General features: G+C 74.6%; 16 protein-coding genes and 1 tRNA gene. 9 read left to right on the forward strand and 8 right to left on the reverse strand.

Features of this window, described 5'->3' with window-relative positions; translation table 11 throughout:
* The first annotated feature begins 139 nt into the window (after positions 1–139).
* Positions 140–760, forward strand: a complete 621-nt coding sequence (locus UXQ13_RS18395; protein ID WP_336392693.1) for a TetR/AcrR family transcriptional regulator — start codon at positions 140–142, stop codon at positions 758–760.
* Positions 761–845: 85 nt separating this feature from the next.
* Here the strand turns inward: UXQ13_RS18395 and UXQ13_RS18400 are convergent, their stop codons facing one another.
* Genes UXQ13_RS18400 through UXQ13_RS18425 form a run of 6 tightly spaced genes read right to left on the reverse strand, consistent with a single transcriptional unit; the run spans position 846 to position 4,661 of the window.
* Positions 846–3,062, reverse strand: coding sequence for a heavy metal translocating P-type ATPase (locus UXQ13_RS18400; protein WP_336392694.1), 2,217 nt, complete (start codon positions 3,060–3,062; stop codon positions 846–848).
* A complete protein-coding gene (locus tag UXQ13_RS18405; protein WP_225232539.1) occupies positions 3,059–3,265 on the reverse strand; it encodes a heavy-metal-associated domain-containing protein in 207 nt (68 codons plus the stop codon). The genes UXQ13_RS18400 and UXQ13_RS18405 overlap by 4 nt, the downstream gene beginning before the upstream one ends.
* A 25-nt stretch (positions 3,266–3,290) precedes the next feature.
* Positions 3,291–3,584, reverse strand: coding sequence for a metal-sensitive transcriptional regulator (locus tag UXQ13_RS18410; RefSeq protein WP_336392695.1), 294 nt, complete (start codon positions 3,582–3,584; stop codon positions 3,291–3,293).
* Between the two features lie 30 nt (positions 3,585–3,614).
* Positions 3,615–4,109: a DUF427 domain-containing protein gene (locus UXQ13_RS18415; protein ID WP_225236007.1), complete on the reverse strand. Its 495-nt coding sequence runs from the start codon at positions 4,107–4,109 to the stop codon at positions 3,615–3,617.
* A 21-nt stretch (positions 4,110–4,130) separates the two neighbouring features.
* Positions 4,131–4,361 carry a DUF3618 domain-containing protein gene (locus UXQ13_RS18420; RefSeq protein ID WP_225232541.1) on the reverse strand — a complete coding sequence of 77 codons (231 nt, stop codon included), beginning with the start codon at positions 4,359–4,361 and terminating at the stop codon, positions 4,131–4,133.
* Between the two features lie 51 nt (positions 4,362–4,412).
* Positions 4,413–4,661, reverse strand: coding sequence for a hypothetical protein (locus UXQ13_RS18425; protein WP_336392696.1), 249 nt, complete (start codon positions 4,659–4,661; stop codon positions 4,413–4,415).
* A 51-nt stretch (positions 4,662–4,712) separates the two neighbouring features.
* Here UXQ13_RS18425 and UXQ13_RS18430 point away from each other — a divergent pair.
* The 3 genes from UXQ13_RS18430 to UXQ13_RS18440 all read left to right on the forward strand — a co-directional run bounded on the left by UXQ13_RS18430 (position 4,713) and on the right by UXQ13_RS18440 (position 8,133).
* Positions 4,713–4,793 (forward strand) — tRNA-Leu (locus tag UXQ13_RS18430).
* A gap of 92 nt (positions 4,794–4,885) precedes the next feature.
* A complete protein-coding gene (locus tag UXQ13_RS18435) occupies positions 4,886–7,564 on the forward strand; it encodes a glycosyltransferase (RefSeq protein WP_336392697.1) in 2,679 nt (892 codons plus the stop codon).
* Entirely contained in the window at positions 7,561–8,133 is a 573-nt protein-coding gene (locus UXQ13_RS18440; protein ID WP_336392698.1) for a hypothetical protein, read from the forward strand. Before UXQ13_RS18435 ends, UXQ13_RS18440 begins: the two co-directional genes overlap by 4 nt.
* 6 nt (positions 8,134–8,139) lie before the next feature.
* Here the strand turns inward: UXQ13_RS18440 and rdgB are convergent, their stop codons facing one another.
* Together rdgB and rph are read right to left on the reverse strand one after the other, a co-directional pair.
* On the reverse strand, positions 8,140–8,742 hold the full coding sequence (rdgB, locus tag UXQ13_RS18445; RefSeq protein WP_225232545.1) for an RdgB/HAM1 family non-canonical purine NTP pyrophosphatase: 603 nt from the start codon (positions 8,740–8,742) through the stop codon (positions 8,140–8,142).
* On the reverse strand, positions 8,739–9,476 hold the full coding sequence (gene rph / locus UXQ13_RS18450) for a ribonuclease PH (protein WP_225232546.1): 738 nt from the start codon (positions 9,474–9,476) through the stop codon (positions 8,739–8,741). Before rph ends, rdgB begins: the two co-directional genes overlap by 4 nt.
* A 164-nt stretch (positions 9,477–9,640) precedes the next feature.
* On the opposite strand from rph, the gene UXQ13_RS18455 reads away from it, so the two are divergent.
* From UXQ13_RS18455 to gndA, 5 genes are all read left to right on the forward strand, one after another.
* Positions 9,641–9,847, forward strand: coding sequence for a hypothetical protein (locus UXQ13_RS18455; RefSeq protein WP_336392699.1), 207 nt, complete (start codon positions 9,641–9,643; stop codon positions 9,845–9,847).
* A 36-nt stretch (positions 9,848–9,883) separates the two neighbouring features.
* Positions 9,884–10,174, forward strand: a complete 291-nt coding sequence (locus tag UXQ13_RS18460) for a hypothetical protein (protein ID WP_336392700.1) — start codon at positions 9,884–9,886, stop codon at positions 10,172–10,174.
* Positions 10,175–10,263: 89 nt separating this feature from the next.
* Positions 10,264–10,668, forward strand: a complete 405-nt coding sequence (locus UXQ13_RS18465; RefSeq protein WP_225236008.1) for a YjbQ family protein — start codon at positions 10,264–10,266, stop codon at positions 10,666–10,668.
* Positions 10,669–10,710: 42 nt separating this feature from the next.
* Positions 10,711–11,196, forward strand: coding sequence for a thioredoxin-dependent thiol peroxidase (gene bcp, locus UXQ13_RS18470; RefSeq protein WP_225232547.1), 486 nt, complete (start codon positions 10,711–10,713; stop codon positions 11,194–11,196).
* 56 nt (positions 11,197–11,252) lie between these two features.
* Positions 11,253–12,689: an NADP-dependent phosphogluconate dehydrogenase gene (gene gndA / locus UXQ13_RS18475; RefSeq protein WP_336392701.1), complete on the forward strand. Its 1,437-nt coding sequence runs from the start codon at positions 11,253–11,255 to the stop codon at positions 12,687–12,689.
* The last annotated feature ends 131 nt before the right edge of the window (positions 12,690–12,820 follow it).

Below are 12,820 nucleotides of genomic sequence, written 5' to 3' on the forward strand. Positions count from 1 at the left end.
GGACCGAGCATCGTCCAGGACGACGGCGCCGCGGGCCAGGCGCGCGGCGGGTCGATCCGACCGCCGAGTACCGGAACTGTCCCGAGTTGCCTCGGGCACAACCAGACGGTCCAAGACGCAACGGTCTAAAGTCTTGGGCATGGCAACACCCACGCTCCAGCAGACCGGGCGTCCCAACCGCGGTGGACGGCCCCGTGACCCGTCCCGGGACGGCGTCATCCGCGCCGCGATCCTGCGCCTGCTCGCCGAGGTCGGCTACAACTCGCTGACCATGGACGCGGTCGCCGCGGAGGCCGGGGTCGGCAAGGCCACGATCTACCGGCGGTGGCGCACCAAGTCCGACCTCGTGGTCGACACCATCGCCGAGATGAACCGGGCGGAGACCCCGACCCCGGACACCGGCAGCCTGGCCGGCGACCTGCGGATGCTGCTGTGCTCTCTGGTGGCCGTGGTCAACGGGCCGACCGGCGCGGCGTCGCTGTCGCTGCTGTCCACCCTGCCGCACCAGCCGGCGCTGGCCGAGGCCTTCCGGTCCGGCCCGCTGGCCCAGTGGCGCGGCGCGCTGGCCGAGGTCTGGGAGCGGGCCGAGGCCCGCGGCGAGGTCGGCGGGGGCACCGCGCACTCCGCCGTCGCCCAGGCCGCCTCCGGGCTGGTCGTGCAGCGGTGGCTGCTGACCGGCGAGCCGCTGGACGACGCCTACGTCGACACGATCCTGGAGACCGTCGTCCTCCCCCTGGCCCGGTCGACCGCGCAGGCCTGACCCCCGGCGGCCCGGCCGCCCGCACGGACCGACGCACCCGTCCTCTCCCCCCGGAGGGCGGGTGCGTCTCCGTGCGCCGGCGCGGTCAGAGCGCGGTGAACCGCCGCAGCCGCAGGCTGTTGGTGACCACCAGCACCGATGACGCCGCCATGGCCAGCCCGGCCAGCAGCGGGTTCAGGTAGCCCAGCGCGGCCAGCGGCACCAGGGCGACGTTGTAGCCGAACGCCCAGCCCAGGTTCACCTTGATGGTGGCCAGCGTCCGCCGGGACAGCCGGACGGCGTCGGCGGCGGCCGAGAGGTCGGCCCGCACCAGCGTCACGTCGCCGGCCTCGATGGCGACGTCCGTGCCGGTGCCCATCGCCAGGCCGAGGTCGGCCCGGGCGAGCGCCGCCGCGTCGTTGACGCCGTCGCCCACCATCGCCACCACACGGCCCTGCTCCTGCAGCCGCGCGACGACGTCGACCTTCCCCGCGGGCAGCACCCCGGAGACGACCTCGCCGGCGTCGGGGTCCAACCCGACCTGCCGGGCGACCGCGGCCGCGGCGCCGGCGCTGTCACCGGTCAGCAGCACCGGGGCGAGCCCGAGGTCGCGCAGCGCGGCGATGGCCGCGGCGCTGGTCGGCCGGACGGTGTCGGCCACGACCAGCACGGCGCGCACAGCGCCGTCGACGACCACCAGGACGGCGGTGCGCCCGGCCTCCTCGGCCTCCGCGACGGCCGCGGCGAGGTCGGCGGGCACCGGCTCGGCGCCGGTCCGGCCGACCCGCACCCGGTGGCCCTCCACGGTCCCGGTCACCCCGGACCCGGCCGCGTTCATGAAGTCCTCGACCGCGGGCAGCGGACCCGGGTGACCGGCCACGACCGCGCGGGCCACCGGGTGCTCGGAGGCGGCCTCGACCGCGGCGGCCAGCCGGAGCGCGTCGGCGTCGCCGACCACCTCGACCAGCGACATCTGGCCGGTGGTCACGGTGCCGGTCTTGTCCAGGACGACGGTGTCGACCGTGCGGGTGGACTCCAGCACCTCGGGGCCCTTGATCAGGATGCCGAGCTGCGCCCCGCGGCCGGTGCCCACCAGCAGCGCGGTGGGGGTGGCCAGGCCCAGCGCGCACGGGCAGGCGATGACCAGCACGGCGACGGCGGAGGTGAAGGCCGCCGACACGTCGCCGGTGAGCAGCAGCCAGGCGGCCAGCGTGCCCAGGGCGACGACCAGCACGACCGGCACGAACACCGCAGACACCCGGTCGGCCAGCCGCTGCACCGGCGCCTTGCCGCTCTGCGCCGCGGTGACCAGCCGGCCCAGCGCGGCCAGCGTGGTGGCCGCGCCCACCCGGTCGGCCTCGACGACCAGCCGGCCACCGGCGTTCACCGACGCCCCGGTGACCCGGTCGCCGGGGGCGACCTCCACCGGCACCGACTCCCCGGTCAGCATCGACACGTCGACCGCCGAGGAACCGGAGACGACCACCCCGTCGGCGGCGACCTTCTCCCCGGGCCGGACGACGAACCGGTCGCCGACGACGAGCTGGTCCACCGGCACCCGGACCTCGACGCCGTCGCGCAGGACGGCGGCGTCCTTGGCACCCATCGCCAGCAGTGCCCGGAGCGCAGCACCGGACCGGCGCCGGGCACGGGACTCGGCGTACCGGCCGGCCAGCAGGAACACGGTGACCGCGCTGGCCACCTCGAGGTAGATCTCGCTGCTGCCGGCCCCCTGCTCGGCGAGCAGGTGGAACTCCATCCGCATGCCCGGGTCGCCCGCCCCGCCCAGGAAGAGGGCGTACAGCGACCACAGGTAGGCCGCGACGATGCCGATCGAGACCAGGGTGTCCATCGTGCTCGCGCCGTGCCGGGCGTTCACCGCCGCGGCCCGGTGGAACGGCCAGGCTCCCCAGACCGCGACCGGGCTGGCCAGGGTGAGGGCCAGCCACTGCCAGTCGTCGAACTGCAGGGCCGGCACCATCGACAGCACGAGCACCGGCAGGGCCAGCGCGGCCGAGACCAGCAGCCGCTGCCGCAGGTCGCGGTCCTCGTCGGGCTGCTCGTCGTCCGCGTCGTCCTCGGGGGCGGCGTCCGCCGGCAGGGTCGCGGTGTAGCCCGCGGCCGCGACGGTGGCCAGCAGGGTGTCGGTGTCCACGGCGGCCGGGTCGAAGCGGACGGTGGCCGCCTCGGTGGCGTAGTTGACGCTGGCCTGCACGCCCTCGACCTTGTTGAGCTTGCGCTCGATCCGGTTGGCGCAGCTGGCGCAGGTCATCCCGGTGATGTCCAGCCGCACCTCCTCGGGCGCGGTGCCGGCGGCGGTCATGCCGTGGTGGCGGCGTACCCGGCCTCCGCCACGGCCGCCTCGACCTGCTCGTCGGTGACGTCGTCGCCGGTCACCCGCAGCGCCCCGCTGGCCAGGTCGACCTCGACGGCGGTGACGCCGGGGAGCTCGGAGACCTCCTCGGTGACCGAGGCGACGCAGTGCTGGCAGGTCATCCCGGTGACGGTGTACTCGGTGGTGGTCATGCTGGTGCCCTCCTGGGGATCGCGGTCAGGACCGGACGAGCCGGGCGATGGCGGCGGAGGCCTCGGCGATCTTCGCGTCGGCGGCCGCGCCGTCGTCCTCGGCGCTGCTGGCCACGGCGTGCCGCACGCAGTGCCCGAGGTGGTCGTCGAGCAGCCCCAGGGCGACGGCCTGCAGGGCCTTCGTCGCCGCGGACACCTGGGTGAGGACGTCGATGCAGTACGTGTCCTCCTCGACCATGCGGGAGATGCCCCGCACCTGGCCCTCGACGCGCTTGAGCCGCGCCAGCACCTGCTCCTTGTTGCCCTCGTAACCGGCCATGCCGTCGAGGGTACCCCTAGGGGGTAGGGGTTACCACCCGCGCGTGCCGGCCTCGCCCTTGAACGGGCCGACGACCTCGTCGGTGATCCAGCCGCCGTAGAAGTCACCGGCCTGCGAGCGCACGACCTCGCCGTCCACCGTCGCCCGGTCGAGCTTGGACGGGTAGAACGCGACCGCGCCCCGCAGGTGGCGGTAGCCCTCGGTGGGGTTCTCGTAGGACCAGCCGACGGCCGGGTGCCGGACGCCGTCCACCACGGCGTCCCAGTAGGTGGCCACGCCCTTCCACTCGCACCAGCTCGCGCCGTCGGCGCGCTGGAGCACCCCGTCGGCGATGTCCTCGCGGGGGATGTAGAACACCGGCGGGTGGCTGGTCTCGCAGACCCGCGCGGCGCGGTCCGTGCTGGCCAGCACCGCGCCGCCGAGGACCGCCTCGACGCGGCGGGGGGTGACGTCGGCCGACGGCGGGCGCGGGTAGTCCCAGACGGACTCCTGCCCGGGGCCGGTGGGATCGGGACGGGGATGCATCACCGGCCCGAGTGTGCCCGCCTAGCGGTTGCGGTGCCGGACCTTCTGCACCACGACGAAGGTGACGAACAACCCGGCCGCGGCGAGGGTGGCCTGACCGGCCGGCGTGGTGAGCCAGTGCTGCACCCGCTCCTTGGCCTGCGTCTGCAGCCGGCCCGGGCTGACCCGGTGCGCCACCTGGTCGAGCGTGGCCGCGAGCGACTCACGGGCGGCGTCGATCTCCTGCTGGATCTGCTCGGGGCTGCGCGGCACGGGCACAGCCTGCCACGTCCGCGCGCGCCCCACCTGGGCAGGCGGCGGCGCTCAGCCCAGCTGGTCCATCACCTCGGCCCGGAACTGCGCCATGAACCGGTCCCGGGTCACCCCGCGCCGCTCGGCCTCCCGCTCGCACAGCATGGCGACCACCAGCGACGACTGCCGGACGACGTCGGCGCGGAGGTCGTCGTCGAGGCTGCCCAGCACGCGGGCCCAGGCCGCCCAGTCGCCGTCCCCCGCCGCCTCCGCCAGCTCCAGCACGATCCCGAACCTGCGCAGGGCCTCCAGGTCAGCCATGCCCCGACCGTAGCCGCGGGGGCCGCGGCGGCCTCCTAGACTCCCCTCCGCGCGGGAGTGGTGTAACGGCAGCCACGCCAGGTTTAGGTCCTGGTGCCTTCGGGCGTAGGGGTTCGACTCCCCTCTCCCGCACGTCCCCTCACCCGCACGACGCCGTCACCCGGTCGGGTGACACCCGGGTGACCTCGCTGGGGTGGGCCCGGCGCGCTGCCGAAGGCCCTGGTGTGACCACGGGACTGCAGCACAGCGCACCCGCGGCCCCGGCACGCCCGGCCGTCGCCGAGAAGCGGCTCGGCGACGTGCTGGTCGGCAACGGCACCATCACCGTCGCGCAGCTGGCCCAGGGGCTCGCCCAGGCGCGCCGGATCGACGAGCCGCTGGGCTCGGTGCTGCTGGCCAAGCAGTGGATCACCCGCCGCCAGCTCTACGTCGCCCTCGCCGAGGTGTGGGGCACCGAGATGGCGTTCGTCGACCCGGTCGAGGTCGACCCGGACCTGGCCCAGCTCTTCCCCTACCCGCAGCTGGCCCGCGAGATGTGGGTGCCGCTGCGCACCGAGCGCACCCCCGACGGCGAGCTGCAGGTCGTGGTCGCCTCCTCCGGCCGCCCCGGCGAGCACGTCGAGCGGGAGGTCCGCGAGCGCACCGGCATCCAGCGGGTGCACCAGCTCGTCACCACCGACTGGGACGTGCAGCGCGCCCTGCGCACCGTCTGGCGCGACGAGGTCGTGCACGAGGCGGTGTCCTCGCTGGCCGAGCGCCGCCCCGAGGAGTCCGCCTCCACCGTCTTCACCTGGCCCCAGGTGGCCAGCGCGGTGGTGGCGGCGCTGGCCGTCGTCCTCGGGCTGGTGCTGGACGCCTCGACCACCGTCGTGGTCCTGCTGGGCATCATCAACGTGACCATCGGGCTGGCGGTCGGCGCCAAGGCGCTGATCAGCACGGTGGGCACCGCCTCCGAGACCGTCGAGCAGGTCACCGACGCCGAGGTCGCCGCCCTCACCGACGCCGAGCTGCCGCGCTACACGATCCTCGTCCCGGTCTACAAGGAGGCCGGGATCGTCGGCCTGCTGATGAAGAACCTGTCCTCGCTGGACTACCCGCGGGAGAAGCTGGAGATCCTGCTCCTGCTGGAGGAGGACGACCCGGAGACCCTGCAGGCCGCCCTCGCCGCGGCCCCGCCGGACATCGTGCGGATCCTGGTCGTGCCGCACTCCCTGCCCAAGACCAAGCCCCGGGCCTGCAACGTCGGGCTGTCGTTCGCCCGCGGCGACCTGGTGGTCATCTACGACGCCGAGGACCGGCCCGACCCCGACCAGCTGAAGAAGTCGGTGGTGGCCTTCGCCAAGGGCGGCACGGACCTGGTCTGCGTGCAGGCGGCGCTGAACTACTTCAACGCCGAGGAGAACCTGCTCACCCGCATGTTCACCCTCGAGTACTCCTCGTGGTTCGACTACACGCTGCCCGGCCTGGACGCGATGCGGCTGCCCATCCCGCTCGGCGGGACCAGCAACCACTTCCGCGCCGACATGCTGCGCGAGCTCGGCGGCTGGGACCCCTTCAACGTCACCGAGGACGCCGACCTGGGCGTGCGCGCCTCGGCCCGCGGTGGCCGCGTCGCGGTGGTCAACTCGACCACCTACGAAGAGGCCAACATGGCCCTGGGGAACTGGCTCCGCCAGCGCAGCCGCTGGATCAAGGGCTACATGCAGACGTTCCTGGTGCACAGCCGGCACCCGGTCCGGCTGGTCCGGGCGATCGGCCTGCGGCAGGCGGTCGGGTTCCTGCTCACCATCGGCGGGACGCCGGCGACCTTCCTGCTCACCCCGGTGCTGTGGGTGCTCTTCATCCTCTACCTGGCCTTCCCCCGCCAGTTCAGCCCGGCGCTGCCGCCGTGGCTGGAGTACGTGAGCCTGGCCAACCTGCTCATCGGCAACGGGCTGATCGTCTACCTCAGCCTGCTGGCCGGCTTCAAGCGGCGCACCTACGGCCTCGTCGCGTACGCCCTCCTGTCCCCCCTCTACTGGATGCTGCACTCGATCGCCTCCTACAAGGCGGCCTGGCAGCTGGTCACCAAGCCCTTCTACTGGGAGAAGACCGAGCACGGGCTGACCAGCCACACGCAGGACGCCGGGGACGACGACGCGGCCGACGCCGCGGCGACGACCCGCCCCGCGGAGCCCGCAGCTGCACCCGCGCCCACCGCCCCGGGCGCGCCCACCCACCAGCGGGTCCCCGTGGCGGTGGCCCTGGCCGAGCTCGCCGGCACCGCCGTCCCGGTCCCCCGGCACGTCCTGGTCCCCCCGGGGGCCGCGGACACCGGACCGCAGCCCGCCCCCGACCCCGATCCCCTGCCCGACGACCCGGAGGACCCGATGCGACCCCTGGACCTCGACGACCTCGCGGCGCTGCAGGCCGAGCTCGAGGTGCTCGACGAGCGCGACCTGATCGCCGAGCTGGCCCCCGGACCGGTGGCCCGGCACCCGCTGGCCGCACCCGTGCCGGCCCGCCCGGCCCGGCCGACCGGCGTGCTGCCCGTCCCGCCGACGATCCGGCAGCCCGACCCCGGTCCGGCCACCCGGCCGCCGGTGCGCCGGCTGCCTCCTGTCCCGGCCCCGACCGACCGGCCGGTCCGCCGCACGGGCCCGCTGCCGGCCGTGGTCCCCACCCGGGACACCGCGGTCGAGCTGCCCGAGGTGCACCCGGTGCCGGCGCTCCCGCCGGTGCCCGGGATGACCCTGGTGCGGGTGCTGCCCACGGTGCCCGCCCCGGGCACCCCGCCGGCGACCCCGTCCGCCGGTCGCGCGACCGGTCACCGTCCCCGGCACGCCGCGGCCGACCCCGGGGGTCCGGCCCGCCCGGCCGGCCGGGGCCTGCTGTCCTGGGCGGTCGACGGGGCTCCCCGGTGACCGTCGCCGACACGTCCGCCGTGCTGCCGGCCCCCGCGGCACCGCGCGACCCGATCCGCATCCCGATGGGCTCGGTGCTGCTGGTCGCCCTGGCGCTGCTGGTCGTCGAGCTCGTGGCCGGGGTGCTCACCCGGACCGACCTGCACGTGCTCGCGCTGGGCATGTGCGTGTCGGCCACCGTGCTGTTCGGCCTGGTCTTCTCCCTGGGCGCGATCACCATCGCCGGCTTCGCGGCCGGTGCGGCGTCCGCCGGGGTCGTCGTGCTCGAGCCCGAGCACCTGGTCACGGTGCTGCTGGCGCTGGTGGTCACCGCGGTCGTGTGCGGGCTGGCCCCGGGCTGGGCGCGGGTGGAGGCCTGGCAGGCCGTCCGGTCGGCCCCGCTGTCCGGCCGCGAGCAGTCGGCCGTGGCGCAGGTGCCGCTGGCCGCCCAGCGCCGGGCCGGCCTGCCCTCGCGCCTGCGGGTGCGCTGGCGCAGCGACCGGGTGTTCGCGGCGTTCCTGGTGCTGGCGTTCCCGCCGGTCTTCGTGACCGGCGCGATCGCCTTCGTCACCTGGACCGCGAACCGCTGACCGGTCTCAGGCCAGCAGCTCGGCGACCACCGGGATGAGGGCGGCGAAGGCCTGCCCGCGGTGGCTGATCGCGTCCTTCTCCGCCGCTGCCAGCTCCGCCGACGTCCGGTCCAGGCCCTCGGGCAGGAAGACCGGGTCGTAGCCGAAGCCGTTGCTGCCCCGCGGCTCGCGGAGGACGGCCCCCCGCCAGGTCCGCTCGAGCACCCGCTCCGTGCCGTCGGGCAGGACCAGCGCGGCGGCGCAGACGAAGCCCGCCCCGCGGCGCTCGTCCGGGACGTCGGCCAGCTGGCCCAGCAGCAGCGCGGTGTTGGCCGGGTCGTCCCCGTGCCGGCCCGACCAGCGCGCGGACAGGATGCCGGGCATCCCGTTCAGCGCGTCCACGGTGATGCCGGAGTCGTCGGCGACCGCCGCCAGCCCGGTGTACCGCACCGCCTCACGCGCCTTGAGCAGCGCGTTCTCCGCGAAGGTGGCCCCGGTCTCCGGTGCCTCCGGGTACTCGGGGACGTCGCGCAGGCCGAGCACCTCGACCCCGGGGACGGCGGTGGCCAGCAGCCGCTGCAGCTCGGCGAGCTTGCCGGCGTTGCGGGTGGCCAGCAGCAGGCGGCTCACCGGGACCGGGCCTCGGCCTGCAGCGCCTCGGTCTGCATCCGGGTCAGGTCCGCGCAGCCGGCGACCGCGAGGTCCAGCAGCTGGTCCAGGGTGGCCCGGTCGAACACCGCGCCCTCCGCCGTCCCCTGCACCTCGACGAACCCGCCGTCCCCGGTGCAGACGACGTTCATGTCCGTCCCCGCCCGCACGTCCTCCTCGTAGGCCAGGTCCAGCCGGGGCTCGCCGTCCACGACGCCGACGCTGACCGCGGCCACCGACTGCGCCAGCGGTGCCTTCTTCGCCAGCTTGCCGCGCTCCCCCAGGTAGGACACCGCGTCGGCCAGGGCGACGTAGGCCCCGGTGATCGCGGCGGTCCGGGTGCCGCCGTCGGCCTGCAGCACGTCGCAGTCCAGCGCGATCGAGTTCTCCCCGAGCGCGGACAGGTCGATCGAGGCGCGCAGCGAGCGGCCGATGAGCCGGCTGATCTCGTGCGTCCGGCCGCCGATCTTGCCCTTCACCGACTCGCGGTCGCTGCGGGTGTGGGTGGCCCGGGGCAGCATCGAGTACTCGGCGGTCACCCAGCCCAGCCCGGAGCCGCGCCGCCAGCGCGGCACGCCCTCGGTGACGCTGGCCGCGCAGAGCACGCGGGTGCGCCCGAACTCGACGAGCACCGAGCCCTCGGCGTGGTCGAGCCAGTTGCGGGTGATGGTCACCGGACGGAGCTGGTCGGCCGCACGGCCGTCGGGGCGGGTCACGTGGGACGAGGGTAGTGGGCCGGGGAGGAGCGCCGACCGCGCCGGACCGGCGGCCCGACCCCGGGCGCAGACCGGCCGCGACGGCCCGACCGGCGGTTGCCGTCCGGCCGCCCGCGTCGGGACCGCCCGACGCCCCGCGCCCCGAGAACGAGGCCGACCGACCGATGTCCCAGCACGCCGACCGCACCGACGTGACCCCCGCCGAGCCCGTCGAGACCCCGGCGGAGCGCACGCACCGGTTCCTCGAGCTCGGCGCCGCCCTGGTGGTGGGTCTGGCCGCCACCGCGACCGCCTTCGCCGCCTACGAGAGCGGCTCCCTGGGCGGCGACGCCATCGCCGGGTACAGCGAGGCGAACAACCTGACCAGCTAGGCCGCCGACGTCTACGGCGACGCCGAGACCGCCGACGTGTTCCGCGACCAGTTCATGAGCGAGAACCTGCAGACCACCATCGACTGGTACGACCAGTCCGGCGACGAGGTCACCGACCCCTTCGACACCGACGCCGGCTCGCCCTACGCGCTGGAGGAGTACGCGCAGGGGAACGACCTCACCGAGCAGTCCGAGAGCGTCTTCGCCGCGGCGCGGGCCGCCGACGAGCAGGGCGGGCAGTTCGACGTCGCCACCGTGTTCCTGGCCCTGTCGCTGTTCTCCGCGGCATCGCGTCGGTGTTCAAGAGCCTGGTCCCCCAGGCGGTGATGCTCGGCGTCGGCACCGTCGGGCTGGTCGTCGGGCTGGTGCAGCTGCTCGTCGCGCTGTAGTCCGCCGACGGGGGCACCATCGCCGGTATGCGTTCGGAGCTGCGCCAGGTGCGCACCGGCGGGGTGCCCGTCGTCGTCGACCTGACCGACGAGTGCGCGGAGTTCGTCCGCGCCGAGGCCGACGGCCTGCTGCAGGTGTTCGTGCCGCACGCGACCGCCGGCATCGCGATCATCGAGACCGGCGCCGGGAGCGACGACGACCTGCTGGCCCAGCTGGACGTGCTGCTGCCCACGGACGGGCGGTGGCGGCACCGGCACGGCTCGCCGGGGCACGGCCGGGACCACGTGCTGCCGGCGTTCGTGCCGCCGCACGCGACCGTGCCGGTGCTCGAGGGCCGACTGGCGCTGGGCACCTGGCAGCGGATCTGCTTCGTGGACACCAACGGCGACAACCCGACCCGGCACGTGCGGTTCAGCTTCCTGCCCGGCTGACCGCCGCACACGACCGTCACCCCGGTCTGCCACCATGCCCGCATGACCGAGAGCGCCGCCGTGACCCGCCTGTCCCCCGGTGACCGGGCTCCGGACTTCACCCTGCCCGACGCCGACGGCACCCCGGTGTCACTGAGCTCGTACCGCGGGCGCCGGGTCGTCGTCTACTGCTACCCGGCCGCGCTGACGCCGGGCTGCACCACCCAGGCGGTGGACTTCACCTCGGCTGCCGGGGAGTTCGCCGAGGCAGGGCTGGACATCATCGGCATCTCGCCGGACGCCCCGGAGAAGCTGGCCCGCTTCCGGGAGCAGGAGTCGCTGTCGATCACGCTGGTCTCCGACGTCGACAAGGAGACCCTGACGGCCTACGGCGCCTTCGGCCCCAAGAAGCTGTACGGCAAGGAGGTCGTCGGCGTGATCCGCTCGACCTTCGTCCTCGACGCCGAGGGCACGGTCGAGAAGGCCGCCTACAACGTCAAGGCCACCGGGCACGTCGCCAAGCTGCGCCGCGACCTCGGTCTGGACTGACGCGGGGAGTCCTGCGACACGTGTAGCACTCCACCCGGTCGGGCACGACCGGGTGCATGAGCGAACAGATCGGCGTCACCGGGCTCGCGACGATGGGGGCCAACCTCGCCCGCAACCTGGCCCGGCACGGCCACCACGTGGTCGTGCACAACCGGACGAAGGCCAAGACCGACGCGCTGATGGGCGCGCACGGCGAGGACGGCGACCTGGTCCCGGTCGAGTCCCTGGAGGACCTGGTCGGCGCCCTGGAGCGACCCCGCAAGGTGATCATCATGGTCGCCGCCGGCGACCCCACGGACGCGGTGATCGAGGCGATCGCGCCGCTGCTGGACGAGGGCGACGTGCTGGTGGACGGCGGCAACGCCCGGTACACCGACACCATCCGGCGCACCGCGGAGCTCGGTGAACGCGGCCTGCACTTCGTCGGCGCCGGCATCTCCGGCGGCGAGGAGGGCGCGCTGGACGGGCCGAGCATCATGCCCGGCGGGTCCGCCGAGGCCTACGCGGTCATCGGTCCGCTGCTGGAGGACATCTCCGCGCACGTGGACGGCGAGCCGTGCTGCACCCACGTGGGCACCGACGGCGCCGGGCACTTCGTGAAGATGGTGCACAACGGCATCGAGTACGCCGACATGCAGCTCATCGCCGAGGCCTACGACCTGCTGCGCCAGGGCCTGGGCATGTCGCCGGCCGAGATCGGGGACGTGTTCGCGACCTGGAACGAGGGCGACCTGCAGTCCTACCTGATCGAGATCACCGCCGAGGTGCTGCGGCACACCGACGAGAGGACCGGCAAGCCGTTCGTCGACGTCGTGCTCGACGAGGCGGAGCAGAAGGGCACCGGGCGATGGACCGTGCAGTCCGCGCTGGACCTGGGCACCCCGGTCTCCGGCATCGCCGAGGCGGTCTTCGCCCGCGCGCTGTCCGGCCACGTCGACCAGCGGGCGGCGGCGCAGAAGGTGCTGCCGGGCCCGGGCCGGGACTGGGACGACCAGGTCGCCGACCGCGAGGCCTTCACCGAGAGCGTCCGGCAGGCGCTGTACGCGGCGAAGGTGGTCGCCTACTCCCAGGGCTTCGACCAGATCGCCAGGGGCGCCGAGGAGCACGGCTGGGACGTCGACCGCGGCGCCCTGGCCGCGATCTGGCGGGACGGCTGCATCATCCGGGCGGCGTTCCTGGACCGGGTGCGCCAGGTGTTCACCGACGAGCCCGACCTGACGACCCTGCTGACCAACGAGTACTTCCGGGACGCCGTCGCCGACGCCCAGGAGGGCTGGCGCCAGGTCGTGGCCGGCGCCGCCCGGCACGGGGTCCCCGCCCCCGGCTTCGCCAGCGCCCTGGCCTACTACGACGGGCTGCGCGCCGAGCGCTCCCCCGCCGCCCTCATCCAGGGCCTGCGCGACCGCTTCGGCTCGCACACCTACAAGCGCGTCGACGCCGAGGGCTCGTTCCACACGATGTGGTCCGAGGACCGCCGCGAGGTCGAGGCCTGAGCCGCGTCGCCGCCCTGGGCACCCGTGTGCCAGGCCGGGCTGCGCCACCTGAGCGTCGGAGCAGGCGGTGCAGCCGGGCCTAGATGAGTAAGTCCGATTGGATCAGTGGTCGTAGGCGATCAGTGATCTTG

The sequence above is a fragment of the Klenkia terrae genome (assembly GCF_037083865.1).
Classification (GTDB): domain Bacteria; phylum Actinomycetota; class Actinomycetes; order Mycobacteriales; family Geodermatophilaceae; genus Klenkia; species Klenkia terrae.